We start from the raw sequence: 25,917 nt of genomic DNA on the forward strand, positions 1-25,917 counted from the left end.
TTTTCAGTTCATGCCCAGCACTATCCGTATCGCCGCCGCCCTGCTGATCGGCAGCGATGGCCACACCCTGCTCGTGCGCAAACGCGGCACCCTGGCCTTTATGCAACCCGGTGGCAAGATCGACGCCGGTGAGCAGCCCGCGGAGGCGCTGGCCCGCGAGCTGTACGAAGAGCTGAACCTGCGCATCAAGCCCGGCGACGCCGTGTACCTCGGCCACTTCTCGGCCCCCGCGGCCAACGAGCCGGGGTTCACCGTGGATGCTGAATTGTTCCAGGTGCAGATCGATGTTCCGGTCAGCCCCGCCGCTGAAATCGAAGAGGTGCGCTGGATCGACCCCGCTGGCGACGGTGGCCTGGTCCTGGCGCCCTTGACCCGTGACCTGATCCTGCCGTTTTATCGCGCTTCACTGACCACGCCGGCCTGACGCGAATGAGCGTCCGTGCGCTGGGGCCCAACGACGCCGAGGCTTATCGGGCGTTGATGCTGGAGGCCTATGGTGCCTATCCCCAGGCGTTCACTTCCAGTGTGGCCGAGCGCGCCGCCATGCCGTTGAGCTGGTGGGAAAAACGCCTGGAGAGTCCGCTGGATCGTTTGCTCGGCGCGTACGCCGGGGGGGAACTGGCCGGCATTGTCGGCCTGGCCTTCGAGCCTCGGGAGAAGGCGCGGCACAAGGTGACCCTGTTTGGCATGTACGTGACCCAGGCTTACCAGCAGAAAGGCCTGGGCCGGCGATTGGTCGAGGCAGCGCTGGATGAAGCGCGCCAACATCCGCGACTGAAAGTGATCCAGCTGACCGTCACCGCCGGCAACGATGCAGCGTTTGCGCTGTACCGACGCTGCGGGTTTATCCAGTACGGCCTGGAACCGTTGGCGGTGCGGGTGGGCGTGGAGTACTTCGACAAAATCCACATGTGGCGCGAACTTACGGCCGACTGAAATCCAATGTAGGAGGGGGCTTGCCCCCGATGGCGGTTGCACATTCAACATCTCTGTTGGCTGACACTCTGCTATCGGGAGCAAGCCCCCTCCCACATTTGGAACTGTGGTGTTTCAGCGTACCGCGCTCACGCCATCCAGGGTTGAAAACGACGTGTCCTTGGCCGTCAGCAAAAAGTCGCGCATATACGGCGCATCCAGCATGTCCGCACGAATCCCCGCGTACAACGTTGCAAACAACCCTTTCTCGCCCAAGCGCTTGGCCTTCACATAGCCGCGCGAGCTGTATTCATGCAGCGCCCAATGGGGCATGCCGCACACGCCGCGGCCGCTGGCGACCAGTTGCATCATCATCACCGTGAGTTCCGAGGTACGCACCTGGGCCGGCTCCACGTCGGCGGGTTCCAGGAAGCGGGTGAAGATGTCCAGGCGGTCGCGTTCCACCGGGTAGGTGATCAGGGTTTCGGTCAGCAGGTCTTCGGGCACGATGTACGCCTTGTTCGCCAGCGCGTGCTGGTTGGCCACGGCGAGCATGGCTTCGTAGGTAAACAGCGGCACATAGGTGATGCCCGGCAGCTCCAGCGGGTCTGACGTCACCACCAGGTCGAGGTCGCCACGGGCCAGGGCCGGCAGCGGGGCGAACGCAAAGCCCGACGCCAAGTCCAGCTCGACTTCCGGCCAGGCATCGCGGAACTGGTCGATGGTCGGCATCAGCCACTGGAAACAACTGTGGCACTCGATCGCCATATGCAAGCGCCCGGCGGTGCCACCGGCCAAACGCGCAATATCGCGCTCGGCACCGCGCAGCAGCGGCAGGGTGGCGTCGGCCAGTTGTAGCAGGCGCAGGCCGGCGCTGGTGAATCGCACGGGTTTGGTCTTGCGCACGAACAGCGGCATGCCCAGGCGTTCTTCCAGCTCCTTGAACTGGTGGGACAGTGCCGACTGCGTCAGGTGCAGGCGCTCGGCGGCCTCCACCAGGCTGTCGGCTTCGCGCAGTGCATTCAGGGTCTTGAGGTGACGGATCTCGAGCACGGGCTCTCCATGAAGACAATTTGTGGCGAATAGGGATAGCGTGAGTTTGTCTCATGTTGCAACGCATGTCGACCAAGACCGCCGGGCACTCTTCATCAAACTGTCATGGAACTGTGGCAGCGCGCTTGAACAAACTTCATCAGACTCGCGCTCTACTGGGGTTCTGCGTTTCGGTGTTTTTCATGCGCGTGTTGCTTTTACTGGCCGCTCTATTGTTCGGCCTGCCGTCTTTTGCGGCTTCTCGATGTGATGTCAATGTCCCGACCCAAACGGTCGACCTGGCTCAGGTAAGCATCGCCTACCAGAGTATCGGCCGTGCGTCCGACCCGGCCTTGCTGCTGGTGATGGGCTTGGGCGGGCAACTGATCCACTGGCCCGACGAAGTCGTCGTTGCCCTGTGCCAGCAGGGTTTCCGGGTGATCCGCTATGACAACCGTGACGTCGGCATGTCCACCTGGCGCCAGGCACCGGCGAATGCCAACCTGACCTTTGAAGTGCTGCGCTACAAGCTCGGCCTGCCGGTATCGGCGCCGTACTCGCTGACGGACATGGCCGATGACGCCGTGGGCTTGATGGACGCCTTGCAGATCCAGCAGTTCCACGTACTGGGCGCAAGCATGGGCGGCATGATCGCCCAGCACCTGGCGGCGATGGCGCCGCAGCGCGTGGAAAGCCTGACCCTGATCATGACCAGCTCCGGCGCCGAAGGCTTGCCGGCCCCGAATGCGGCGCTGGTGCAGTTGTTGTCGCGACGCAGTGCGCCGAATCGTGAAGTGGCGCTGGAGCAGCAGGCGGATTTGCTTGCGGCGCTGGGCAGCCCGAATGTGACGGATGATCGTCAGGCGTTGCTGCACCAGGCGGCGCTGTCCTACGACCGTGCCTTCAACCCGGACGGCGTGAAGCGCCAGATCATGGCGATCCTCGCCGAACCCAGCCGCGTGCCGCTGCTCAACCAACTGCGCGTACCGACACTGGTGGTCCACGGCACCGCCGACCCGTTGCTGCCGGTGATGCACGGCGTGCACCTGGCGGCGCATATCCAGGGCAGCCAATTGAAGTTGATTCCCGGCATGGCCCATCGTTTCCAGGAAGCGTTCAAGGCGCCGCTGCTGACGGCGGTGTTGCCGTACCTGCAAGCCCATCGTGAAGATGCCGCACACTGGGCGCAGATTGACCCGGTCGTGCCTTCGAAGCTGCTGTGACATTGGTGTATCGTGCAACCTTTACGGCGTATTGAAGCCTGCGAGGTTGCCTACCATGAGTACTCCCCTGAAAATCGATTTCATCAGCGACGTGTCCTGTCCCTGGTGCATCATCGGCCTGCGTGGCCTGACCGAAGCCCTCGACCAGCTCGGCACCGAGGTGCAGGCCGAGATCCATTTCCAGCCGTTCGAACTGAACCCGAACATGCCCGCCGAAGGGCAAAACATCGTCGAACACATCACCGAGAAATACGGCTCCACGGCCGAAGAATCCCAGGCCAACCGTGCGCGCATCCGCGACATGGGCGCCGAGCTCGGTTTTGCCTTTCGCACCGATGGCCAGAGCCGTATCTACAACACCTTCGACGCACACCGCCTGCTGCATTGGGCCGGGATCGAGGGCTTGCAGTACAACCTCAAGGAAGCGTTGTTCAAAGCCTACTTCACCGACGGCCAAGACCCTTCCGATCACGCCACCCTGGCGATCATCGCTGAAAGCGTCGGCCTGGATATCAAGCGCGCCGCAAAGATTCTCGCCTCCGATGAATACACCGCCGAAGTCCGCGAGCAAGAGCAGTTGTGGACCTCCCGTGGCGTGACCTCGGTGCCGACCATCGTGTTCAACGACCAGTACGCCGTGAGCGGTGGCCAGCCGCCGGAAGCCTTTGTCGGTGCGATTCGCCAGATCATCACCGAATCCCGAGCCTGACCGTGTTCCCATGTGGGAGGGGGCTTGCTCCCGATAGCGGAGTGTCAGTCAACATCTGTATTGACTGAACCACTGCTATCGGGAGCAAGCCCCCTCCCACATGAGTTCTGTGTGAATCTGAATATCTCGCTGGCCCGCCCCTTGCATTGACCCCCTAAAGCCATAGGGGAAACACTACCTTGAACATTCTTGACCTCGACCACAGCCTCACCGGTCAGGCACCGATTGCCCGGCGTTTGGCCAGTGGCCGTGCCACGCGCATCGACCTGCTGGACCTGGGCCCCAAGCTGCGCCTGTGGTCCACCGAAAAAACCTGGAAACGCTTCGCCGAGCGCCTGGCCCAGCGGCCCCGGCCCATGGATGCGCGCCCGGAAATCCTGTTCGTCGGCTCCGGCGATTATCACCACCTGACCCCGGCGTTTCTGGCCGACCTGAAAGAACCTATCAGCCTGATCCACTTCGACAACCACCCCGACTGGGTGCGCTTTGCGCCCAAGCGCCACTGTGGCTCGTGGGTCAACCGCGCGCTGAAAATGCCGGCGATCAAACGCATCGTCACCCTTGGCCCATGCAGCGATGACCTGCATAACCCGCAACTACGTGGCGGTAACCTCGGCGCCCTCAAGCGCGGGCATTTGCAACTGTTCCCCTGGCAGCACCCGCCGTCGAAAGTCTGGGGCCGGGTCGGCGATGGCGCTGGCCACCAGCAGCAGGAAAACCACTTGCACTGGCGCAACCTGGCGGAGCTGGACTGGCCGGTGTTTCTTGAACAGATGATCAGCAGCCTGCCCACCGAAGCGATCTGGATCACCATCGACAAAGACGTGCTCGCCAGTGAAGACGCCGCCACCAACTGGGACCAGGGCGGCATGCGCCTGACCCACCTGCTGCAAGCCCTGCGGGCGTTGGCGGCCAGCAAGCGCATCATCGGCATCGACGTGTGCGGTGAGTTCGCCACGCCGGCCTTCAGTAACGCGTTCAAGCGTTGGGAAGCCAAGTCCGATCAGCCACCACCGGAGCGCTGGAGCCCGGAGGATTTGCAGCGCAACGCCGCCACCAATGAAGCCCTGATCGACCTGTTTGAGGAGCTGTTCCCGTGACCCTGACCGTGGTGTTGCTGGTGGCCTTTTCCATCGTGCTCGATGTGATTGGCCAACTGTGTTTCAAACTCGGCCTGGACCGTTTGCCGGAACTGGAGGGCAGTTTTCGCCTGAATGCGTTCTGGGGCCAGGTGTTCAATGCGCCGCTGCTGTGGGCAGGCATCGGTGCCTATGTGATTGAGTTTTTCGTATGGCTCGAAGCGTTGTCTCGTGCGCCGTTGAGCCTGTTGTTCCCGGCCGCGGCCCTGGCTTATTGCGGGGTGGTGCTGGCCGGCAAGGTGGTACTGGGCGAAACCGTCAGCCGCCGCCGTTGGCTGGGCACGCTGGTGATTACCTTGGGTGTGATGCTGGTCGCGATTGCAGGGAGTCAGGCATGAGTACGCAAACGATGCATACCGGTTGGTTACATGGGCGCCTCGGCACGGTGGTGCTATGGGCCTTGCTGATCTGCACCGAGAGTGCCGGGCAGCTGTTTACCAAGATTGCCGGCGACCAGCTGGGGCAGATGGATTTCAATTGGCAGTGGTTGTCCGAGGTGGCGCGCAACCCGGGGATCCTGGCGGCGATCGTCAGTTATATCGGTGCGTTTTTCGTGTGGATGCTGATCCTGCGGCGCAGCAGTTTGTCCCTGGCGTTTCCCCTGAGTTCATTGGTGTTTGTGGTGGTGTTGCTGGGGTCGTGGCTGGGACTGGGGGAACACATCAGCCCGCTGCACTGGGTGGGCGTGGCGGTGATTATCGGCGGTATCGCGCTGCTGGCCGAAGGTGAAGAAAACTGAAACACGGACCCCTGTGGGAGGGGGCTTGCTCCCGATAGCGGTAGATCAGTCCCGTATGCATTGGCTGACCCTGCGCTATCGGGAGCAAGCCCCCTCCCACATGTTGTCCGAAGTGATCAATCGAACGTGTAGCTGATTGCCGTCTGTACCTGGCCCTGGTTCACGTCGCCGGTCTCTTTGACGATGCTGCTGTTGGCCGCCGAACCCACCAGGTGCACCCAGCTGGCGCTGGTCAGCAGGGACCAGTTGGGCGCCAGGGGGAACTGGAAACTCTGGCTCAGGGTGACGTTCTGGAAACCGCCGCTGGCGTTGTAGGCCTTGAATCCCGTGGCGGCAGCCTCGTTATCGTCCACCCCGAAAAACGTCTGGGTCTGGCGCGCGTCGGCAAAGTGCGCCACCAGGCCGCTGCTGCCGATGATTCCACCGCCGAGCGGGTAACCGAGCTCCCCGCCGACCTTGCCCAGCGCGCCGCTCTGGGAATGGCCGCCGCCGACGGCCTGGCCCAGTTGGGCGTAGACCCGCCAGAAGTCAGCCGGCGCGTATTGGATGAAGCCGCCGACCTCGGCCATGTCCGAGACATTGCGCAGGCCTTGCAGCTCACCGTTGGAGGTACGCCCCTGCAGGTAGTTGATATAGGGGCCGGCCGTAAAACCGTTGGTGTTCAGGGCGCTCCAGGTCAGGCCGTCATCGGTGCTCAGGCTCACATTGCCCCAGTCCAGGTCGAGGTATGGCACAGGCCGGGTTTCGTAGCGGCTGCCGGTCGGGTCGTGGGGTTGGTAGCTGACGCCTGCGCCGACGTCACCGGTGATACCTGCGGCCTGTGCGCTGAGGCTCAGCAATCCGGCGAGTGCAGCGCATGTGATCCTGAACATGGTCACAATTCCTAAAGTTTGAATACACGCGCATGAACGCGCAAACCACTGCGCTCACGCAAGCACTCATCTTGTTTGTAGCAAGCTACAAAAATTGTAGCTCCCCTGACACAAAATCCCCGCGAACACTGGGAAAAGCCCCGGCCGACGGGGCTTTGGCCAATTGGCACAGTCCCTGCTCTACCCCTGTTGAAAGCGCAGACAGCGCACTCCTTCAGGGTAACCGCAATGATTGACTGGCATATCGTGTGCGACTTCGACGGGACCATCACCCCCACCGATGTCATCGACAACGTCCTCCAACGCTTCGCCGGCCCCGAATGGGAAACCATCGAACAGCAATGGCTGGATGGGCATATCGGTTCACGCGAATGCCTGAGCCGCCAACTGGCGCTGATCAAGGCCACCCCAAGTGAACTGCTGGCGTATTTCGACAGTGTCGAGATCGACCCGGATTTCCCCGACTTCGTCGATCACGTGCTCGGCCTGGGCGCTTCCCTCGAAGTGGTCAGCGACGGCATCGAACAGGGTATCGCGCGGATCCTCTCGCGCAACTACGTGACCTTGCTGCCGATCCTTGCCAACCGTCTGCGCCAGGTCGACCAGAACAGCTGGCGCATCGACTTCCCGTATTCCAGCGATGCCTGCCGCGCCGCGTCCGGCAACTGCAAGTGCAAATCCACCCCGCGCAACAAGCGCGTGCTGGTGATCGGCGACGGCAAGTCGGACATGTGCGTGGCTTCCACCGCCGACTTCGTGTTCGCCAAAGGCAGCCTCGCCCAGTACTGCGTAACCCACAACATCCCTCACGCGCGCTTCGACACCTTCGCCGAAGTGCCTGCGTTGCTGGCCCGACTGCCTCAGGGCATCGCCGCCAACGCCACCACCTTCAACACCTCTTCTGACAATCAGGAACTCTTCCACCATGTCTGATATCCGTATCGCCTCCGCCGAAGACCAGATCCTCCTGGATAAAGAAGCCAAGTACTGCTCCTACGGCGACACCGTTCACTACATCGAGCCGCCGCGTATTTTCAGCCGTTGCGAAGGCTCCTACGTGTGGGACACCGAAGACCAGGCCTACCTCGACCTGCAAATGTGGTACTCGGCTGTCAACTTCGGCTACGCCAACCCGCGCCTGAACAACGCGCTGAAACAGCAGATCGACACCCTGCCGCAAATCGCCAGCCAGTATCTGCACAAAGGCAAGATCGAGCTGTCGGAAATGATCGCGGTGGATGCCAAGAACAAGTTCGGCCTCGACGGTCGTGTGCACTTCAACGTCGGCGGCTCGCAGTCGATTGAAGACTCCCTGAAAGTGGTGCGTAACGCCACCAACGGCAAAAGCCTGATGTTCGCCTTCGAAGGCGGCTACCACGGTCGTACCCTCGGCGCCTCGTCGATCACATCGAGCTACCGCTACCGTCGCCGTTACGGCCACTTCGGCGAGCGCGCGCAGTTCATCCCGTTCCCGTACCACTTCCGCGGGCCTAAAGGCATGACCAAGGAAGAGTACGGCAGCCATTGCGTGCAGCAATTCGCCCGCCTGTTCGAGACTGAATACAACGGCGTGTGGGACCCGAAAGTCGGCCAGAGTGAATACGCTGCGTTCTACGTCGAGCCGATCCAGGGCACCGGCGGCTACGTGATCCCGCCGATGAACTTCTACCGCGAACTCAAGCATGTGCTGGACCAGCACGGCATCCTGATGGTGTCCGATGAAATCCAGATGGGCTTCTACCGCACCGGCAAACTCTGGTCGATCGAGCACTTCGACGTACAACCGGATGTGATCGTGTTCGGCAAGGCGCTGACCAACGGCCTCAACCCACTGGGCGGCATCTGGGCCCGTGAAGCGTTGATCAACCCGAAGATCTTCCCGCCAGGTTCGACCCACTCCACCTTTGCCTCCAACCCATTGGGCACGGCGGTGGGCCTGGAAATGTTCAAGATGACCAGCGAAGTCGACTACGGCGCGATGGTCATGGCCAAGGGCAAATACTTCCTCGAAGGCCTGCAGGACCTGCAGAAACGTTTCCCGATCATCGGCGATGTTGACGGCCTGGGCCTGGCCCTGCGCTGCGAAATCTGCGGCCCGGATGGCTTCACGCCGGACAAGGCGACCCTGGACTACATGGTCGAAGAAGGCATGAAAGGCGACATGGTGGTGGATGGGCAGAAACTCGGCCTGATCCTCGACGTGGGCGGCTACTACAAAAACGTGATCACCCTGGCACCGTCCCTGGAAATCAGCTACCCGGAAATCGACCTGGGCCTGAAGTTGCTCGAGCAGTTGCTGGTGCGAGCGACCAAACGGTGAAGCTGGCAGAGATCGACCTCGGTGAAGGTACTGCCGGCTTCGTTCTCGGTGAAGGTCCGGTCGGGATCCTGTTGATCCACGGCCTGACCGGCACGCCGACGGAATTGCGCCAGGTCGCCAAGGGCCTGGCCAAGGCGGGTAACTGCACGGTGTACGTGCCCACCTTGGCCGGGCACTGCGGTGACAACAGCGACTTGCAGGCCACCGGCTGGCTGGACTGGTACGAAGGCGTGCGCAAGACCTTCGTACAGGTCAAGCAACGCCATGAGCAGGTGTTTGTCGGGGGCTTGTCCATGGGCGCGGTGATGTCGATGTACGTGGCGTCGGAGCACCCGGGCCAGGTCGCCGGTTTGTTGATGTACTCCACCACCTTGAAGTACGACGGTTGGAGCATCAATAAAATGGCGTTTATTACGCCGCTGTTGATCCGGATTCCCTTCGGTGTGCGCCTGTTTCGGTTCACCGAAAAACCTCCCTACGGCATCAAGAACGAACGCCTGCGGGCGATTGTGGAACGGCAGATGAAAGAGGGGGAGAGCAGCGAGGCGGGGTTGTTGACCATGGAAGGCGTCACCGTGCGCGAGTTGCACTGGATGAACGCAGTGGTCAAGAAACGCATGCCCCGGATCAATGTCCCGGCGCTGGTGTTGCACTCCATCGAGGACGACATCACCAGCCGCTGGAACGCCGATTACGTGGAGCGTCACCTGGGTGGCCCGGTGACCAAGATCCTGCTCGACAACTGCTACCACATGATCACCGTCGACCTGCAATACCGGCGGGTGATCGAGTTGAGTGCCGACTTTGTCGAGCAGCACAGCTCGTTTGTGGGCGCCGGCTTACTGGATGGCGAGCGGGCTTGTTGTGGCGAGCGGGCTTGCCCCGCGTTGGGTGGCGAAGCCGCCCCATCACTGACACTGCACGCGTCCAGTTAGAACTGAGATGCCTGGGTTTGGGGCTGCTACGCAGCCCAACGCGGGGCAAGCCCGCTCGCCACAATAAGCTCATCAGTCACAACAAGCGCACTCAGCATAGGCCATGACAAGGGAAACGATGTGATCACCACCCAAGCCTTCCCGACCATCCGGGCCCTCCAGCGTAGCGCCTGGAACGACTGTTTTCCCGGTGCGCTGGAAGACTGGGACTATTACGCCGCCGTGGAAAACGCCGCCATCGATGACTTCCAATGGCGCTACCTGGCGGTTTACGACGATGGAACGCTGGTGGCCGTGGCCGCCGCGTTCATCACCCATTATCGGCTCGACACCACGGTGTCGGGCGCCGGCAAGCGTTTGGCCGAACGTGTGGAGCGGCTGTGGCCGGGTGTTTTGCAGTTGGGCCTGTATGCCATTGGCTCCCCGGTGGCCGAGCGTTGCGACGCCGGGGTTGCCAGTGGCGTGCCCGCGTCGCGTCGCCCGTTGTTGCTTAAACACTTGCTGGAAGCCGCGCGCCAGGATGCCGATGATTTCGGTATCGGCCTGGTGGCTGTCAAGGATGCCCCCAGCCAGGACCCGCATTGGCTCGACAGTTGCCGGGCGGCGGGTTTTCAAAGCATGCCGAGCTTGCCCACCGGGGTGTTGCCGCTGCCGTACGGCTCGGTGGACGCCTACCTCGGTTCGCTGGGCAAGTCCACGCGCAAGGACTTGCGCCGCAAGCTGCGTGCACCTGGACCGCGGGTGGAATGGCGAGGCAATATCGACGACGTGCTGCCTGAGGTCATGCGCCTGTACGAAGCCACGCTGAAGCGGGCCGAGTTGCAGTTCGAACGCTTGCCTGCCGGCTATTTCACCGGTGTGCTCGAACGCCTTGGCGATCGCGCCGTCTGCGTTCTTTACTGGGTCGACGAGCAGTTGGTGGCGTTCAACCTGATCCTGGTGGACGAGTACCGGCTGGTGGACAAGTTTTTCGGGCATGACGTTGCGTTCTCCCGTGACTACAACCTGTACTTCCGCAGCTGGCTGACCAACGTCGACTACTGTATTCAACACAATATTGCGGTGTATGAGTGCGGCCAGGCCGGGTATGCCAGTAAGCTGCGCCTGGGTTGCGAGTTCCAGGGCAACAGTGTGTTTTTCCGGCATCGCAACCGGCTGGTCAACGGCCTGCTCAAGCTTGTAAAACTGTTTATTCGACCGGATCGTTCCGACCCTGCCATGGCTGCTGCGATAAGCGAAACCTGATGATCACCAAGACCCGCCAGAAAGCCCGCCCCTTTGCCATTTCGCGCTGGAGCGTCCAGCGCAAGCTGGTGCTGGCGTTCTGGCTGGTCAGCGTGATTCCCACCATGATCGCGGCGGAGCTGGCGGCGACCACGCTGTCGCAGATTTTCGACAGCAACGTGCGTATCTGGCTGCAAGAATCGACCAAGATCGTCAAGGATGAGATCGGCGACATCCTTCACGACAACGCGCGCATGGCCAAGTTGTTCCTGCGCTACACCAGCCCACCCTCAAGCAAGCAGGCTGCCAAGCATGACCGGCTGACCGCCGACATCGCCGATGCCACCGACATCGACGTGGTGGCGCTGATCCGCACGAGCGATCAAAAGGTGGTGTTCAGCACCGCCTCGGATGACATCGTCAAACAGATCAGCCTGACCAGCAACGCGGTGCTGCAGACCGTGCAAGTGGCGGGGGTGAGCACGGGCATTGTGGTCTCGACCTTCGAAACCAGCCAGGACGGCGTCGACTACCGTTTGTTGGTGGCGACCTACCTGGACAGCAGCTTCCTCACCAGCGTGGCCGATGTGCATTCCCTCGATCTGCGCCTGTACCTGGCCAACCCCGAGGGGTTCTCGGAGATATTTTCGACCCAGCGCTTCGTGGATCACCCTTCACGCATCCCGAAAAGTGTCGAGACCGCGATGCGCAGCACCAAGCAGCCCAGCGAGCAGTTCACCAACAGCTACAGTGGGTTGTACTGGCCGATCTTCAACGACGCCGGTGACCTGCAAGGCGTGATTTTCAGCGGCCTGCTGCGCCATACGAGCCTGGTGGGGCTGGTGAACCAGAGCAACCTGTTCGTGCTGATTTTCCTGCTCAGTTCGGCACTGTCCCTGGCGGCCGGTGTGCTGGTGTCACGGCGCCTGACCAAGCCGTTGCGGGACTTGTCCGAAGGTGTGAGCGCGGTGATCTCAGGCAATTACGCGCACCGTGTACTGGTCAGTGGTGGCGACGAACTGGCGCAATTGAGCAGCACCTTCAACCATATGACCGAGCGCCTGGGCGAGCTGCATCACCTCGAAGCCCAACTGCGTCGGCGTGATCGCCTGCATGCCTTGGGCGAAGTCGCCATGGGCCTGGCCCACGAGATCCGTAACCCATTGGGCATCATCAAGACCGCCACCCAGTTGTTGCACCGCCGCGCAGACCTGCCGGACGCCGACAAGCGTCACCTGGAATATGTGATCAGCGAAGTCAGCCGCATCAACGACTTGATCACCGAGTTCCTCGACTTTGCCAAGCCCAACCCACCGTTGCGCGTGCTGCAGCCGGCCCGCCCATTGGTGGAGGAGATCCTTGGCTTCTGCGCGCCGGAACTGGCCAGCCATAATATCGACGCGCAGATCGACGACCAGGCGCCGGGAGCGACGATCTACGCCGATGCCAAGCAACTCAAGCAGGCCTGTCTCAACCTGATTATCAACGCTATCGATGCCATGCCCGAAGGCGGGCGCCTGACCCTGGGCATTCGCAGCGTGGGCGACAACACCGTCATCACCATCGCCGACACCGGCCAGGGCATTGCGCCGGAGATGATCGAGCGCATCTTTACCCCATTCGTCACCACCAAGGCCTCGGGCACGGGCCTGGGCCTGGCCAAAGTCTATTCGATCATGGAAAGTCACGACGGCAGCATCGAATGCGCCAGCGAAAACGATGCCGGTGCCACCTTCAGCCTGTACATTCCAGCGATAGGCGAAGACGACGAGGACAGTCATGACGCATAACATTCTGGTAGTCGACGACGAACCCAAGCTTTGCGACCTGCTGGCGTCGGCCCTGGGCCAGAACAACGTGCAGGTGTTCATTGCGGGCAACGGCCTGCATGCGCTCAAGGTGCTGGAACAGGAAGACATCGACCTGGTGATCAGTGACTGGCGGATGCCGGGCATGGACGGGCCAGCCTTGTTGGCCGAGATCAAGGTGCGTTATCCCCACGTGCCGGTGATCGTGATGACCGCCTACAGCACGGTAAAAAACGCCGTGCAGTCGATGCGCAACGGTGCCTACGACTACATCGCCAAGCCGTTCGATATCGACGAGCTGGACATTACCGTGGCCAAGGCCCTGCAGTTTCGCGACATCATGCGCGACAACGCCCGCCTGCGTGCCGAGCTGGACGAACACGCACAGTTCGACAGCCTGGTCGGCGACAGCCCGGCGTTTCGCAAAGTGCTGCAAGCGGTGGATTCGGTGCGCGACAGCAGCAGCACCATTCTGCTGACCGGCGAAAGCGGCACCGGCAAGGAAATGGTCGCTCGCGCCATCCACAAGCACGGCAGCCGTGCCGACAAACCGTTTGTGGCGGTCAATTGCGCGGCGATCCCCGAAGGGCTGCTGGAAAGCGAAATGTTCGGCCATCGTAAGGGCGCGTTTACCGGTGCCGTGTCTGACCGGGTCGGGCGTTTCCAGCAGGCCGACAAGGGCACGCTGTTTCTTGATGAAGTGGGCGATATGCCCCTGGCGCTGCAAGCCAAGATCCTGCGCGCCTTGCAGGAGCGGGTGATCGAGCCGGTGGGCGACCCCCGCGAGCGCAAGGTGGATGTGCGGGTGATCGCCGCCACCAACAAGAACCTGCTGGAGGCGGTGGCCAATAAAGAGTTTCGCGAAGACCTGTATTACCGCCTCAACGTGTTCCCGATCCCGCTGCCGGCCCTGCGTGAACGTGTGGAAGACATCGCGCCCCTGGCCCGTCACTTTGCCCAGACCCTCAGCGCCACTGCCGGCAAGCGTATTACCGGTTTCAGCCCTGAAGCGTTGCAGGCCATGGCCGCGTATCACTGGCCGGGCAATATCCGTGAGCTGCAAAACTGTGTGGAGCGCGCGACCATCGTGGCCGCCACGCCTGTGATCGAAGACATTGATTTACCGGGTTATCTGTTTGCTTCCAAACCCAGCGAAGGCGGCGTGACCGCGATCCTCAGCGACGGACCGGGCATTCCCCAGGACCTGGATGCGGCGCTGGCGGAAGTGGAGAAGGCGTATATCCTGGCCGCGTTGCAGGAGAGCAAAGGTGTGCAGGCTGCGGCGGCGGCGAAGATCGGGATCTCTGAGCGCAGCTTCTGGTATCGCCTGAAGAAGCTGGGCATCCAGGTCGACAAAATAGTCCGCTGACACGCCTCGATTAAAAATGTGGGAGGGGGCTTGCCCCCGATAGCGGTGTGTCAGTCAGCTCATCTTTAACTGATCCACTGCTATCGGGGGCAAGCCCCCTCCCACATTTTTTGACCGAGTCGGGTCAGGTATGGATGCGTACCCAGATACTCACCAGGATCGTCGCGGCCATCAGCCACGCTACCGCCGCTACGGCTAAAGAGGCCTCCAGTCGCATGCGATCCACCATCACATACAACGTCGCCAAATACACAGCGTACGGAATGATCGACCACATCCCGAACACGATGGTGGTCTTCAAATCGTCCACCGAACGGCCCTTGCCGACGATGTAGTGGGCGATCAACGCAAAGGTCGGAAACAGCGGCACCAGCCCTGCGATGTAATAGTTCCTGGTCTTGGCCAGCGCCGCCAGGATCAACACCACCGCCGCGCCCAGGGCGGCTTTCAAAAAAAGATCCATCAGTGGCTCAACCCGTATTTCTTGACCTTGTCGAACAGGGTGGTCTTGGCCATGCCCAGTTCCTGGCTGGCCTGGGTCAGGTTGCCGCCGCTGCGTTGCAGGGCATCGCTGAGCAGGTTGCGTTCAAAGGCCTCCACCGCTTCGGTAAACGCCAGGCCTTGGCTGCCGCTGCTGGTACCACTTTTCTTGAAGGCGGGCAGGCCGAGGGCGAAGCGTTCGGCGACGTTGCGCAGTTCGCGTACGTTGCCGGGCCAGTCGTGGCTCATCAGGCTGGACAGGGTCTGGTTGTCCAGTTCCGGCGCGGTGCGGTCAAAACGCAGCGACGACTGCTGCAGGAAGTGTTCGAACAGTTGCAGGATGTCTTCACGGCGTTCGCGCAGGGGCGGCAGTTCCAGGGTCACCACGTTGAGTCGGTAGTACAGGTCGCTGCGAAACTGGCTGGCGCGGCTCAGTTCATCGAGGTCGGACTTGGTGGCGGCGATCACCCGGCAATCCACGGCCACGCTCTGGTTCGAGCCCAGGCGTTCCAGGGTGCGCTCCTGCAACACCCGCAGCAATTTGATCTGCAGGTTGATCGGCATGCTTTCCACTTCATCGAGAAACAGCGTGCCTTCGTGGGCGTGCTCGATCTTGCCGATGCGGCGCTTGCCGGCACCGGTAAAGGCGTTGGCTTCGTGGCCGAAAATCTCGCTTTCGAAGAGGTTCTCGGGCAGGCCGCCGCAGTTGAGGGCGACGAACTGGTGGGAATGCCGGCGGCTGAAATCATGCAGGCAGCGCGCGACCAGTTCCTTGCCGGTGCCGGTCTCGCCTTCGATCAGCACGTTGGCCGAGGTGTCGGCGACGTTGGCGATCAGCTCACGCAGGTTCTGCATGGCCGGCGAGCGACCGATGATGCGGCCTTCCAACGAATCCCGTTCAGCCAACTGGCGGCGCAGCGACCAGACTTCTCGCGCCAGCCCACGTTGTTCCAGAGCGCGACGGGCGACGTCGACCAGGCGCTCGGGGGAGAAGGGTTTTTCCATGAAGTCGTACGCGCCATTGCGCATGGCGCCGACGGCCATGGATATATCGCCGTGCCCGGTGATCAGCACCACCGGCAGGCTTTTATCCAGGGCCTTGAGACGGGTGAGCAGCTCCAGGCCGTCGATGCCCGGCAGGCGAATATCGCTGATGACAATGCCGGCGAAATTCTCGCCGATGCATTTCAACGCTTCTTCGGCACTGCCCACGCCCACACTGGGTATGTCTTCCAGTGCCAGGGCCTGTTGGCAGCCGAGCAGCACATGGGGGTCGTCTTCGACGATCAGCACGGTGAGGTCTTGAGGATCAATATTCATGTCGACTCAGCTTGTTGAGCGCCCACCAGCGGCAGGCTCAGGACAAAGGCAGTTCCACCGCCGGCCGGGTGCTCCACGGCGAGGGTACCGCCGGTGGCCGCCGCGAGGCTGGCGGACAGGGTCAGGCCCAGGCCAAGGCCTTGCTCGCCGGGTTTGGTGGTGAAGAAGGGCTCGAACAGATGCTTGCGCGCCTCGGCGTCGATGCCGTGGCCGTTGTCGCGCACCAGCAGGCGGTATTTGCCCTCGGTGATGCTGCCTTCCAGCCACAACTCGGGAGCGGGTTGTGCCTGCATGGCGTCGAGGGCGTTGCCGATCAAGTTAACCAGGATCTGTTCCAGGCGCGTCTGGTCGATCTGCAATTGGGCCGGGGCAAAGTCGCGGTGCAGGCTCAGCGGCAGGCTGTCCAGGCGTGGGCCCAATACCTGGAACGCGGCGTCCACGGCCTTGGCCAGGCTGGCTTCGCCCTGGTCATCGCCGCGTCGGGCGAAGGAGCGCAGGCTGGCGGTGATGCGGCCCATGCGGTCGATCAGTTCGTTGATGGTCTTGAGGTTGGCGCTGGCGGTGTCCAGCGCGCCGCGTTCGAGGAAGCGCACGGTGTTGCCGGACAAGGTGCGCAGCGCGGCCAGCGGCTGGTTCAGTTCATGGGCGATGCTGGTGGACATCTGGCCGATGGCCGCCAGCTTGCCGGCCTGCACCAGCTCATCCTGGGCGCGGCGCAGGGTTTCTTCGGCCTGGCGGCGTTCGCGGATCTGGCCCTTGAGCCGTTCGTTGCTGGCGCGCAGGTCAGCGGTACGTTCGGCGATCCGCCGCTCCAGCTGGCTGTTGGCTTCCTGCAAGGCTTCGCGCGCGGCGAGGCGGGTGGCGATGACTTTGCGCCGCTCGTTCCAGGCAATCAGCAGGAATGCCACCAAGCCAAACGCGACAGCCACCAGGATGCCCTGGTTGATCGCCGCGCGGCGCAGGTCGTTGAGCGGGGTGAGCAGGGTGAAATTCCACGGTGTGTCGTTGAGTGGACGGGTTTGCGCCAGGTAGCTGACTTCGTGCTCGTCGTTGACCACTTCAGTGTTGGCCGGGAAGGTCAGCTTTTCGCTGCGTTCATTCAAGCGCTCGCGGGCCAGGGGTTCCAGCTCGTTCAGCGTGGCCCAGTAATATTGCAAGCTGTGGGCCAGGCGATCCTTGGTCTCATCGCTCAGCGGTCGCACCGCCTTGAGGCGACGGGCGGGGTCGCTGGAGAGGATGATGATGCCGTTCTCGTCGCTCACAAAGGCTTCGAGACGCGCGCGTTGCCAGCGTTCCTCCAAGGCTTCCAGGCGCACTTTGACCACCGCCACACCGATGATCTTGCCGTGTTCTTCCAGGCCGTGGGCCAGGTAGTAACCGGGTTCGCCGTTGGTGCTGCCGATGCCGTAGAAACGCCCGGGCTGGCCGCGCACGGCATTCTGGAAATAGGCGCGAAAGGACAGGTCTTCACCCTGGTAACTGTCGGCATCGCGCCAGTTACTGGTGGCCAGCACGCGGCCGGTGGTGTCCATCACGTAGATGGCCCGACTGCGACTGCGTCGGTTCAGGCCTTCGAGGTAGTCGTTGACCGCTTTGCGGGTTTCCTGATTGGGCTCGGCCAGCAGCTTGGAGACGCTGGACTCCAGCTCCAGCAGGCTGGGCAGGTAGGTGTATTTGCTGAGTTCACTTTCGACGGTTCGGGCGTGCAGCTCCAGCTGGCGTTCGCCGGTATCGCTGAGGGTGCGGATGCCATAGTACTCACTGATCCAGAAGCCGATATAACCCAGGCCGATCATCAGCGCGATAATCAACGGCGGCAGGAACAGCTGGCGAATCAGACGAGGCTTCACGGCAAGTGATGGCGGTGCGGCGCGATAAAGGTTGGGGTCGCATTTCATCACAGATGCCTTGGGTCAACCAGAGCTGCCAGCCTGCTCGGTCCGGTGTGGGAGGGGGCTTGCCCCCGATTGCAGTGTGTCAGTCGGTATATCTATCGCTGATCCACCGCTATCGGGGGCAAGCCCCCTCCCACATTTGCCCGGTTTCTACAGTGGAAGCCAGGTGGTGCTTAGTGCTGCAGGATTTTCTCAAGGAAGTGCTGCGCGCGCTCGGAGCGGGCGCTGATGTCGCCGAAGAACTCTTCTTTCGGGCAGTCTTCGATGATCTTGCCGGCGTCCATGAAGATCACGCGGTCGGCCACTTTGCGGGCAAAGCCCATTTCGTGGGTTACGCACATCATGGTCATGCCTTCCTGGGCCAACTGCACCATTACGTCCAGTACTTCGTTGACCATTTCCGGGTCGAGCGCCGAGGTCGGTTCGTCGAACAGCATGACGATCGGGTCCATGGCCAGGGCGCGGGCAATCGCCACACGTTGCTGTTGGCCACCGGAGAGTTGGCCAGGGTGCTTGTGGGCGTGCGCCGACAGGCCCACGCGCTCAAGCAGTTGCAGGCCTTTCTTGGTGGCCTCTTCCTTGCTGCGGCCGAGCACCTTGATCTGTGCGATGGTCAGGTTTTCGGTGATGGTCAGGTGCGGGAACAGTTCGAAGTGCTGGAACACCATGCCCACGCGCGAACGCAGTTTCGGCAGGTTGGTCTTCGGGTCAGCGATGGACGTGCCGTCGACAATCACGTCGCCTTTCTGGAACGGTTCCAGCGCGTTGACGCACTTGATCAGGGTGGATTTGCCCGAGCCCGATGGCCCGCACACCACGATCACTTCGCCTTTTTTAACCTCGGTGCTGCAATCGGTCAGCACCTGGAAGTCGCCATACCACTTGTTGATATTCTTGATAGAGATCATACGGCAAACCTTTTTTGCAGACGCTTGACCAGCAGCGAGGCGGAAAAGCTGATGATGAAGTAGACGACACCGGCGAAGATCAGGAACTCATTGGAGCGCCCGATGATGTCGCCGTTGGAACGGGCGGAGTTGAGGAAATCCACCAGGCCCACGGTGTAGACCAGCGAGGTGTCCTGGAACAGGATGATCGACTGTTGCAGCAGCAACGGGGTCATCTTGCGGAACGCCTGGGGCAGGATGATCAGGCGCATGGTCTGGCCATAGGTCATGCCCATCGCTTGTGCGGCGGCCATCTGGCCCTTGGGGATCGACTGCACGCCGGCCCGCACGATCTCGCAGAAGTACGCGGCTTCGAACATCATGAAGGCCACGACGCAGGAGGTGAATGCACCGATCGGCGTGTCTTCGCCGGTGATCCAACGCAACACGAACGGCACCGCCAGGTAGAACCAGGTGATCACCAGCAGCAGTGGGATCGAGCGGAAGTAGTTCACATAGGCGCCGGCCAGGCGCGACAGCAGTTTGTTTGACGACAGGCGCATCAGCGCCAGGATCGTACCCAGCGCGATACCGCCGATCACGCCCATGACCATCAGCTTCAAGGTCATGACCATGCCGTTCCACAGGCCTGGGATGGCGGGGATGATGCCGCTGAAATCGAATTCCATTATTTACCCCCCACGGAGATCAGGCCGGGCACGGCGACTTTCTTCTCGACCACGCGCATCAGCAGCATCAGGCTCATGTTCAGGGTGAAGTAGATCAGCGTGGCCAGGGTGAAGGCTTCAAACAGGTTGGCCGAGAACTCGGCGGTCTGTTTGGTTTGCGCCAGCAGTTCCATCAGGCCGATCAAGGACGCCACGGAGGAGTTTTTGAAGACGTTGAGGAATTCCGAGGTAAGCGGTGGAATGATGATGCGGTAGGCCTGGGGCAGCAGCACGTTCCAGTAGATCTGCGGCAGCTTGAAGCCCATGGCGCGTGCAGCGGCCTCTTGACCACGTGGCAGCGCCTGGATGCCGGTGCGCACTTGCTCGCACACACGGGCGGCGGTGAACAGGCCCAGGCACACGACAACGCTCAGGTAGGCCGAGGTGGTCGGGTTCAGGTCTTGCTTGTACCAGTCCTGCAGGTTCTGTGGCAGCAGGTCGGGTATCAGGAAGTACCAGATGAACAGCTGCACCAGCAGCGGCACGTTACGAAACAGTTCCACGTAGCAGGTCGCGATGCCTGATACGAGGCGGTTTGGCACAGTGCGCATGACCCCCAGAATGGAGCCCAGCAGCAAGGCGATAATCCATGCCACGACAGCGATGGCGATGGTCCAGCCCAGGCCGGCGATGTACCAGTCGAGATAAGTCTCGCTGCCCACGCCGGTGGACTTGAAGAACACGCCCCAGTCCCAGTTGTAATTCATTAGGGTCTCCCCTCGAGATCGATCGATGTACAAGCACCCGCTTGGGGAAAGTCCATTCCCGCCTGACGATGAACGCCAGGCACACGCGATCGGCTCGAAAACCGCCAGGTCGAGTGTTCCAAAATATATAGCCAGCAGGTAGTAACAGACGCCTGAGAGAGGGTTGGCTCTCTCAGGAGATAAGGTTAGTCAGGAATCAGATTTTTACGTCAGGCGCCGGCTTGTCAGTCGGGTTCTTGATCAGTTCCTTAACCTTGTCGCTCATTGGGAAGTTCAGGTTCAGGTTTTTTGGTGGGATCGGGCTTTCGAACCACTTGGCGTAGATCTTGTTTATTTCGCCGGATTTATACAGGCCAGCGATGGCGTCATCTACCGCTTTCTTGAAGGCAGGGTCTTCTTTGCGAACCATGCACGCGTAGGCTTCGAAGGACTGTGGAGTACCGGTGATGACCCAGTCGTCCGGCTTCTTGGCCTTGGCTTCTTCGCCGGCCAACAGGGCGTCGTCCATCATGAAGGCTACGGCACGGCCGCTTTCCAGCATCTGGAAGGACTCGCCGTGGTCTTTGGCGGAGATGACGTTCATGCCCATCTGCTTGTCAGCGTTCATCGCCTTGATGATGCGCTCGGATGTGGTGCCGGCGGTGGTGACGACGTTCTTGCCTTTCAGGTCGGCGAAGTCGGCGTAGCTAGGCTTGCCTTCCTTGTCTTTCTTGACCAGCAGGCGAGTGCCGATTTCGAAGATGTTGGTGGTGAAGGCGACTTGCTGGGCGCGTTCGGCGTTGTTGGTGGTGGAACCGCACTCGATGTCGACGGTGCCGTTCTGGACCAGCGGAATACGGGTCTGCGAGGTGACGAGGTTGTACTTGGCCTGCAGATCGGGTTTGTTCAGGTCTTTTTTCAGGGCTTCAACGATGGCCAGCTGAATGTCGTGGGAGTAGCCCACCGGTTTGCCCGAGCCATCCGCAATGTAGGAAAACGGAATGGAACTGTCGCGGTGCCCGAGGGTGATGGTGCCGGAGTCGTTGATTTTCTTCAGTGTGCCGGTGAGTTCGGCGGCAAAAACTGGAGTGCTGATCAGAGCAGCAGCGATAGCTGCGCCCAGGATATGGGGAACGATGCGCATCAATACTTCCTCGACATTTGTTTTTTTTATGAAGCCGGCTAGGCGGCTCTCTTGTACAGCGAATGCCCGTGACGGCTCCTGAGGCGTCTCAGGCAATCGTCTAGGAGTGTAGAGCATGAGTCGTGCCAGACCAGCAGTAAAAGGTTAACAATTTGATTTATATAAAGATTAATTCTGTGTGGCGGTAAATATGTATCTGTTTGATCCGGCAAACCGAATAGGATTGCCTTTGCTGTTCGGAAAACCGAATGCCAACGCCGGTATAAAAAAGCCCCTGGGCCTTACGGCGCAGGGGCTTTTGTACGACGGGCCTGTCAGGCCGCTTCGATCTTGCTGCGGCTCTGCTCAACCTTGGACAGGTAGCGTTGCACGTTGTCCTGTTCCTGCGGGGTGGTGAACAGGCCGAGTTTGGTCCGGCGCCACAGCACGTCCTGGGGCTGGGTTGCCCATTCTTCAGTACACAGGTAATCGACCTCGCGGGTGTACAGGCCGCCACCCAGGTGTTCGCCCAGGTCAGCCAGCGATTGCACGCCTTCCAGCAGGCGCCAGGTGCGGCTGCCATAGGTGGTGGACCAGCGGCGTGCAATCTCGCTCGGCAACCAGGCGAATGTGCTGCGAATGGCCTCGGCCAGGGCTTCTGGCGTGGTCATGTCCTCGCCGCCGGGCAGGCTGGCGGTGGCGGTCCAGCTGGGACGCATCTGCGTGAAGTACGGGGCCAGTTGCGCCATCGCCGATTCTGCAAGCTTGCGATAGGTGGTCAGCTTACCGCCGAACACCGACAGGATCGGCGCCTCGCCTGCGCCACCGGACAGCGACAGGGTGTAGTCGCGGGTAATGGCCGACGGGTTATCCGACTCGTCGTTGCACAGCGGGCGCACACCCGAGTAGGTGTGGACGATGTCGTCGCGGCTCAGCTGTTTCTTGAAGTGCGCATTGACCACCTTGAGCATGTAGTCGGTTTCACCTTCGGTGATCGCCACTTTCGCCGGGTCGCCGGTGTATTCGCGGTCGGTGGTGCCGATGATGGTCAGGTGGTTCAGGTACGGAATGGTGAAGACGATACGCTGGTCTTCGTTCTGCAGAATGTGCGCGTGCGCGCCTTCATACAGTTTCGGCACGATCAGGTGGCTGCCCTGGATCAGGCGGATGCCGTACGGCGAGTCCAGCTTCAGGTCGTCCTTGATGAACTTGGCGACCCATGGGCCGGCGGCGTTCACCAGCGCGCGGGCGCGGATCGAGAACAGGCTGCCATCGGCGCGTTCCATGTTCATGTCCCACATGCCGTTGCTGCGATGGGCGCTGATGCAACGGGTCTGGGTGTGGATGTGGGCACCCTTTTCACGGGCAGCCATGGCGTTGAGTACTACCAGGCGTGCGTCATCTACCCAGCAGTCGGAGTATTCGAAGCCTTTGGTTATTTCGCTTTTCAGCGGGCTGTCGGGGCCGAACTTGAGGCTCTTGGAACCGGCGAGTTTCTCGCGTTTGCCCAGGTGGTCATAGAGGAACAGACCGGCACGGATCATCCATGCCGGGCGCAGGTGCGGGCGGTGTGGCAGGACGAAGCGCATCTGCTTGACGATGTGCGGGGCCTTGGCCAGCAGCACTTCACGTTCGGCCAGGGCTTCGCGTACCAGGCGGAATTCGTAATGTTCGAGGTAGCGCAGGCCACCGTGGATCAGCTTGCTGCTGGCGGAGGAGGTGTGGCTGGCCAGGTCGTCCTTTTCGCAAAGGAATACCGACAAACCGCGACCGGCTGCGTCTGCTGCAATGCCGACGCCATTGATCCCGCCACCGATTACGGCAACGTCATAGACTTCGGCAAGCGGTGGAGCAGGCAAGGTAGAAGGGTTCATCGGCTGGCCTCGCGATCTTTTTCGTATTGGAATTCGAACATTAATGTTCATTTTCGAAAATGGTAGCTGATAAACGCGGGCACAGCCAGCCAACTTCGATTGAAAAAACTCATCGAAGGGCTAGGAAAGGAAGAATTGTGAACATAAGCCTGGGCAAGGCTCGAGAAAAAGGCGCTGGATAAATCGCCATCGGGGGTAAGTCGAATCGTCGCCCCCGATGCGTCAGTGCAGACGCTATACGACTTCCAGACGAACCTTGTGCTGATTCAACAACTGCACCAAGGCGGGCACCGGCTCCTGATCCGTCACCAGACAGTCCACCAGGCTGATCGGCCCCAGTCGAATCATCGCATTGCGCCCGAACTTGCTGGAGTCCGCCGCCAGGATCACTTGGCGCGCATTGGCGATGATCGCCTGCGAAACCCGGACTTCCTGGTAGTCGAAGTCCAGCAGGCTGCCGTCCTCGTCGATGCCACTGATGCCCACCAACGCGAAGTCGACCTTGAACTGGTTGATGAAGTCGACACTGGCCTGACCCACCACGCCGCCGTCACGGCGCACATTGCCGCCGGTCAGCAACACATCGAAGTCGTCCTTGGCGCTGAGCATGGTGGCGACGTTGAGGTTGTTGGTGATGATTTTCAGGTGGTTGTGGTTGAGCAGCGCACGGGCGATGGATTCGGTGGTGGTGCCGATATTGATGAACAACGAGGCGTGATCGGGAATTTGTGCCGCGATGGCTTCGCCGATGCGTTGTTTCTCATCGCGCATCTGGTCGGCACGCATGGCGTACGCGGTGTTCTCGACACTCGAGTCATAGGCCGCGCCGCCGTGGTAGCGGCGCAGCAGATTGGCATCCGCCAGCTGGTTGATGTCGCGGCGGATGGTTTGCGGGGTGACAACGAATAGCTGCGCCATTTCCTCGATACTGACGTAGCCGCGTTCGCGGACCAGTTCGAGGATTTGTTGCTGGCGGGGAGGCAGATTCATGGGGCGTCCTTTGGGCTGCCATACAAAAGTGGCCCATGATGACGCAGGAATCTGCTCCCTGCCAGTTACAACCCAATATGGGGCCGGCGCGTGGCTTATTCGGCGCCTTCGTGCGGTTCCCAGTCACGGGTGCGGCTCACCGCTTTTTGCCAGCCGGCGTAGAGTTTCTCTTTGGCGGTTTCTTCCAGTTGAGGTTCGAATTCGCGCTCGATCACGGCCTTGCCGCGCAGTTCGTCCAGGCTGCCCCAGAAGCCACAGGCCAGGCCCGCCAGGTAGGCGGCGCCGAGTGCCGTGGTTTCACGCATTTGCGGACGTTCGACCTGGGTACCGAGGATGTCGGCCTGGAATTGCATCAGGAAGTTGTTGGCCACCGCGCCGCCGTCCACGCGCAGGGCCTTGAGGCGTTCGCCCGAGTCCTGTTGCATGGCGTCGAGTACGTCGCGAGTCTGGTAGGCAATCGACTCCAGGGCGGCACGAATAATGTGATCCACGCGTACGCCACGAGTCAGGCCGAACAGTGCCCCACGGGCATACGGGTCCCAGTATGGGGCGCCCAGGCCCGTGAAGGCCGGGACCAGGTACACGCCGTTGCTGTCCTTGACCTTGCCGGCGAAGTATTCGGTGTCGGTGGCATCGGCGATGATTTTTAGCTCGTCACGCAGCCATTGCACGGTGGAACCACCGTTGAACACCGCGCCTTCCAGCGCATAGGCCACTTCGCCACGCGGGCCACAGGCGATGGTGGTGAGCATGCCGTGCTTGGATTTCACCGCTTTATCACCGGTGTTCATCAGCAGGAAGCAGCCGGTGCCGTAGGTGTTCTTGGCCTGGCCGGCCTCCACACACATCTGGCCGAACAACGCTGCCTGTTGGTCACCGGCGATACCGCCGATGGCGATGCCACTTTTGGTGCGGCCGTAGATCTCCGAGGACGACTTCACTTCCGGCAGCATTTCTCGCGGAACGTCGAGGATCTCCAGCATCTTCGCATCCCACTCCAGGGTGTGGATGTTGAAGAGCATGGTGCGCGAGGCGTTGGTGTAGTCGGTGACGTGGGTCTTGCCGCCGGTAAATTTCCAGATCAGCCAGCTGTCGACGGTGCCGAACAGCAGTTCGCCGTTGCGCGCGCGCTCGCGGCTGCCTTCGACGTTATCGAGGATCCACTTGAGCTTGGTGCCGGAAAAGTACGGGTCGGTGACCAGACCGGTGGTGTCGTTGATGTATTGCTCGTGGCCGTCGCGCTTGAGCTGCTGGCAGATCTCGGTGCTGCGGCGGCACTGCCAGACGATCGCGTTGTAGATCGGGCGGCCGGTGACCTTGTCCCATACCACGGTGGTTTCACGCTGGTTGGTGATACCGATGGCGGCGACTTGGTCATGGTGCAGGCCGGCTTGTGCCAGGGCTTCGACCATCACCGCGCTCTGGGTAGCGAAGATTTCCATCGGGTCATGTTCAACCCAACCAGGCTGTGGGTAGTGCTGAGTGAATTCACGCTGGGCGGTGCAGACCACGTTGGCGTCACGATCGAAGATGATCGCCCGGGAACTGGTGGTGCCCTGGTCAAGGGCAATGATGTAGTTCTTATTCTGAAGGTCGGTCATATTGATTGCCTTGCACGGAAATAAGGAAGTCAGAAATCAGCCTGGGCC

Annotated in this window: 25 protein-coding genes; 13 read left to right on the plus strand and 12 right to left on the minus strand. The window is 61.3% G+C overall.

From position 1 onward, the window contains the following. Positions 1–10 precede the first annotated feature (10 nt). Together FIV39_RS02415 and FIV39_RS02420 are read left to right on the plus strand one after the other, a co-directional pair. On the plus strand, positions 11–424 hold the full coding sequence (locus tag FIV39_RS02415; protein WP_090408860.1) for an NUDIX hydrolase: 414 nt from the start codon (positions 11–13) through the stop codon (positions 422–424). 5 nt (positions 425–429) lie between these two features. Beyond that, positions 430–936 carry a GNAT family N-acetyltransferase gene (locus FIV39_RS02420; RefSeq protein ID WP_090408857.1) on the plus strand — a complete coding sequence of 169 codons (507 nt, stop codon included), beginning with the start codon at positions 430–432 and terminating at the stop codon, positions 934–936. A gap of 114 nt (positions 937–1,050) precedes the next feature. Here FIV39_RS02420 and metR read toward each other — a convergent pair whose 3' ends face one another. Further along, the gene (gene metR / locus FIV39_RS02425) at positions 1,051–1,968 is read right to left on the minus strand and encodes a transcriptional regulator MetR (protein ID WP_090408854.1); all 918 of its coding nucleotides are present in this window, start codon (positions 1,966–1,968) and stop codon (positions 1,051–1,053) included. A gap of 182 nt (positions 1,969–2,150) precedes the next feature. Between metR and FIV39_RS02430 the strand changes: the two genes are divergently transcribed. The 5 genes from FIV39_RS02430 (at position 2,151) to FIV39_RS02450 (ending at position 5,757) form a co-directional block, all read left to right on the plus strand. Further along, positions 2,151–3,170: an alpha/beta fold hydrolase gene (locus FIV39_RS02430; protein WP_090408852.1), complete on the plus strand. Its 1,020-nt coding sequence runs from the start codon at positions 2,151–2,153 to the stop codon at positions 3,168–3,170. A gap of 55 nt (positions 3,171–3,225) precedes the next feature. Next, positions 3,226–3,879, plus strand: coding sequence for a DsbA family oxidoreductase (locus FIV39_RS02435; RefSeq protein ID WP_090408850.1), 654 nt, complete (start codon positions 3,226–3,228; stop codon positions 3,877–3,879). 179 nt (positions 3,880–4,058) lie between these two features. Beyond that, entirely contained in the window at positions 4,059–4,979 is a 921-nt protein-coding gene (locus FIV39_RS02440; protein WP_090408848.1) for an arginase family protein, read from the plus strand. Beyond that, entirely contained in the window at positions 4,976–5,356 is a 381-nt protein-coding gene (locus FIV39_RS02445) for a DMT family transporter (protein WP_090408845.1), read from the plus strand. Before FIV39_RS02440 ends, FIV39_RS02445 begins: the two co-directional genes overlap by 4 nt. Then, a complete protein-coding gene (locus FIV39_RS02450; RefSeq protein WP_090408842.1) occupies positions 5,353–5,757 on the plus strand; it encodes an EamA family transporter in 405 nt (134 codons plus the stop codon). The genes FIV39_RS02445 and FIV39_RS02450 overlap by 4 nt, the downstream gene beginning before the upstream one ends. Before the next feature lie 116 nt (positions 5,758–5,873). Here the strand turns inward: FIV39_RS02450 and FIV39_RS02455 are convergent, their stop codons facing one another. Beyond that, positions 5,874–6,629 (minus strand): MipA/OmpV family protein, encoded by a 756-nt coding sequence (locus tag FIV39_RS02455; RefSeq protein WP_090408841.1) that lies wholly within the window; start codon positions 6,627–6,629, stop codon positions 5,874–5,876. Between the two features lie 228 nt (positions 6,630–6,857). Here FIV39_RS02455 and FIV39_RS02460 point away from each other — a divergent pair, with 228 nt between their 5' ends. The 6 genes from FIV39_RS02460 (at position 6,858) to FIV39_RS02485 (ending at position 14,285) form a co-directional block, all read left to right on the plus strand. Next, complete coding sequence (locus FIV39_RS02460; RefSeq protein WP_090408840.1) at positions 6,858–7,562, plus strand: MtnX-like HAD-IB family phosphatase; 705 nt, start codon at positions 6,858–6,860, stop codon at positions 7,560–7,562. Next, positions 7,555–8,949, plus strand: coding sequence for an aspartate aminotransferase family protein (locus FIV39_RS02465; protein WP_090408839.1), 1,395 nt, complete (start codon positions 7,555–7,557; stop codon positions 8,947–8,949). Before FIV39_RS02460 ends, FIV39_RS02465 begins: the two co-directional genes overlap by 8 nt. Further along, positions 8,946–9,884 carry an alpha/beta hydrolase gene (locus FIV39_RS02470; RefSeq protein ID WP_090408836.1) on the plus strand — a complete coding sequence of 313 codons (939 nt, stop codon included), beginning with the start codon at positions 8,946–8,948 and terminating at the stop codon, positions 9,882–9,884. The genes FIV39_RS02465 and FIV39_RS02470 overlap by 4 nt, the downstream gene beginning before the upstream one ends. 120 nt (positions 9,885–10,004) lie before the next feature. Then, positions 10,005–11,129: a GNAT family N-acetyltransferase gene (locus FIV39_RS02475; protein ID WP_090408833.1), complete on the plus strand. Its 1,125-nt coding sequence runs from the start codon at positions 10,005–10,007 to the stop codon at positions 11,127–11,129. Further along, positions 11,129–12,898 carry a HAMP domain-containing sensor histidine kinase gene (locus FIV39_RS02480; protein WP_090408830.1) on the plus strand — a complete coding sequence of 590 codons (1,770 nt, stop codon included), beginning with the start codon at positions 11,129–11,131 and terminating at the stop codon, positions 12,896–12,898. Before FIV39_RS02475 ends, FIV39_RS02480 begins: the two co-directional genes overlap by 1 nt. Then, the gene (locus FIV39_RS02485; protein WP_090408827.1) at positions 12,888–14,285 is read left to right on the plus strand and encodes a sigma-54-dependent transcriptional regulator; all 1,398 of its coding nucleotides are present in this window, start codon (positions 12,888–12,890) and stop codon (positions 14,283–14,285) included. Before FIV39_RS02480 ends, FIV39_RS02485 begins: the two co-directional genes overlap by 11 nt. Before the next feature lie 124 nt (positions 14,286–14,409). Here FIV39_RS02485 and FIV39_RS02490 read toward each other — a convergent pair whose 3' ends face one another. The 10 genes from FIV39_RS02490 to glpK form a co-directional block, all read right to left on the minus strand. Next, complete coding sequence (locus FIV39_RS02490) at positions 14,410–14,748, minus strand: GlpM family protein (RefSeq protein ID WP_090408826.1); 339 nt, start codon at positions 14,746–14,748, stop codon at positions 14,410–14,412. Then, positions 14,748–16,085, minus strand: a complete 1,338-nt coding sequence (locus tag FIV39_RS02495) for a two-component response regulator AauR (protein ID WP_090408825.1) — start codon at positions 16,083–16,085, stop codon at positions 14,748–14,750. The genes FIV39_RS02490 and FIV39_RS02495 overlap by 1 nt, the downstream gene beginning before the upstream one ends. Further along, positions 16,082–17,983, minus strand: coding sequence for a two-component sensor histidine kinase AauS (locus FIV39_RS02500; protein WP_090408824.1), 1,902 nt, complete (start codon positions 17,981–17,983; stop codon positions 16,082–16,084). Before FIV39_RS02500 ends, FIV39_RS02495 begins: the two co-directional genes overlap by 4 nt. A gap of 170 nt (positions 17,984–18,153) precedes the next feature. Beyond that, positions 18,154–18,888, minus strand: coding sequence for an amino acid ABC transporter ATP-binding protein (locus tag FIV39_RS02505; RefSeq protein WP_065926530.1), 735 nt, complete (start codon positions 18,886–18,888; stop codon positions 18,154–18,156). Then, entirely contained in the window at positions 18,885–19,556 is a 672-nt protein-coding gene (locus FIV39_RS02510) for an amino acid ABC transporter permease (protein ID WP_090408823.1), read from the minus strand. Before FIV39_RS02510 ends, FIV39_RS02505 begins: the two co-directional genes overlap by 4 nt. Further along, complete coding sequence (locus tag FIV39_RS02515; protein WP_024073702.1) at positions 19,556–20,302, minus strand: amino acid ABC transporter permease; 747 nt, start codon at positions 20,300–20,302, stop codon at positions 19,556–19,558. The genes FIV39_RS02510 and FIV39_RS02515 overlap by 1 nt, the downstream gene beginning before the upstream one ends. A 196-nt stretch (positions 20,303–20,498) precedes the next feature. Then, the gene (locus FIV39_RS02520) at positions 20,499–21,425 is read right to left on the minus strand and encodes a glutamate/aspartate ABC transporter substrate-binding protein (RefSeq protein WP_090408822.1); all 927 of its coding nucleotides are present in this window, start codon (positions 21,423–21,425) and stop codon (positions 20,499–20,501) included. 314 nt (positions 21,426–21,739) lie between these two features. Beyond that, a complete protein-coding gene (gene glpD, locus FIV39_RS02525; protein WP_090408820.1) occupies positions 21,740–23,278 on the minus strand; it encodes a glycerol-3-phosphate dehydrogenase in 1,539 nt (512 codons plus the stop codon). 234 nt (positions 23,279–23,512) lie between these two features. After that, positions 23,513–24,268, minus strand: coding sequence for a DeoR/GlpR family transcriptional regulator (locus FIV39_RS02530; protein WP_027604598.1), 756 nt, complete (start codon positions 24,266–24,268; stop codon positions 23,513–23,515). Between the two features lie 95 nt (positions 24,269–24,363). Next, positions 24,364–25,869 (minus strand): glycerol kinase GlpK, encoded by a 1,506-nt coding sequence (gene glpK / locus FIV39_RS02535; protein WP_090408817.1) that lies wholly within the window; start codon positions 25,867–25,869, stop codon positions 24,364–24,366. Positions 25,870–25,917: the final 48 nt, after the last annotated feature.

Source organism: Pseudomonas grimontii, assembly GCF_007858185.1.
Classification (GTDB): Bacteria; Pseudomonadota; Gammaproteobacteria; order Pseudomonadales; family Pseudomonadaceae; genus Aquipseudomonas; species Aquipseudomonas grimontii.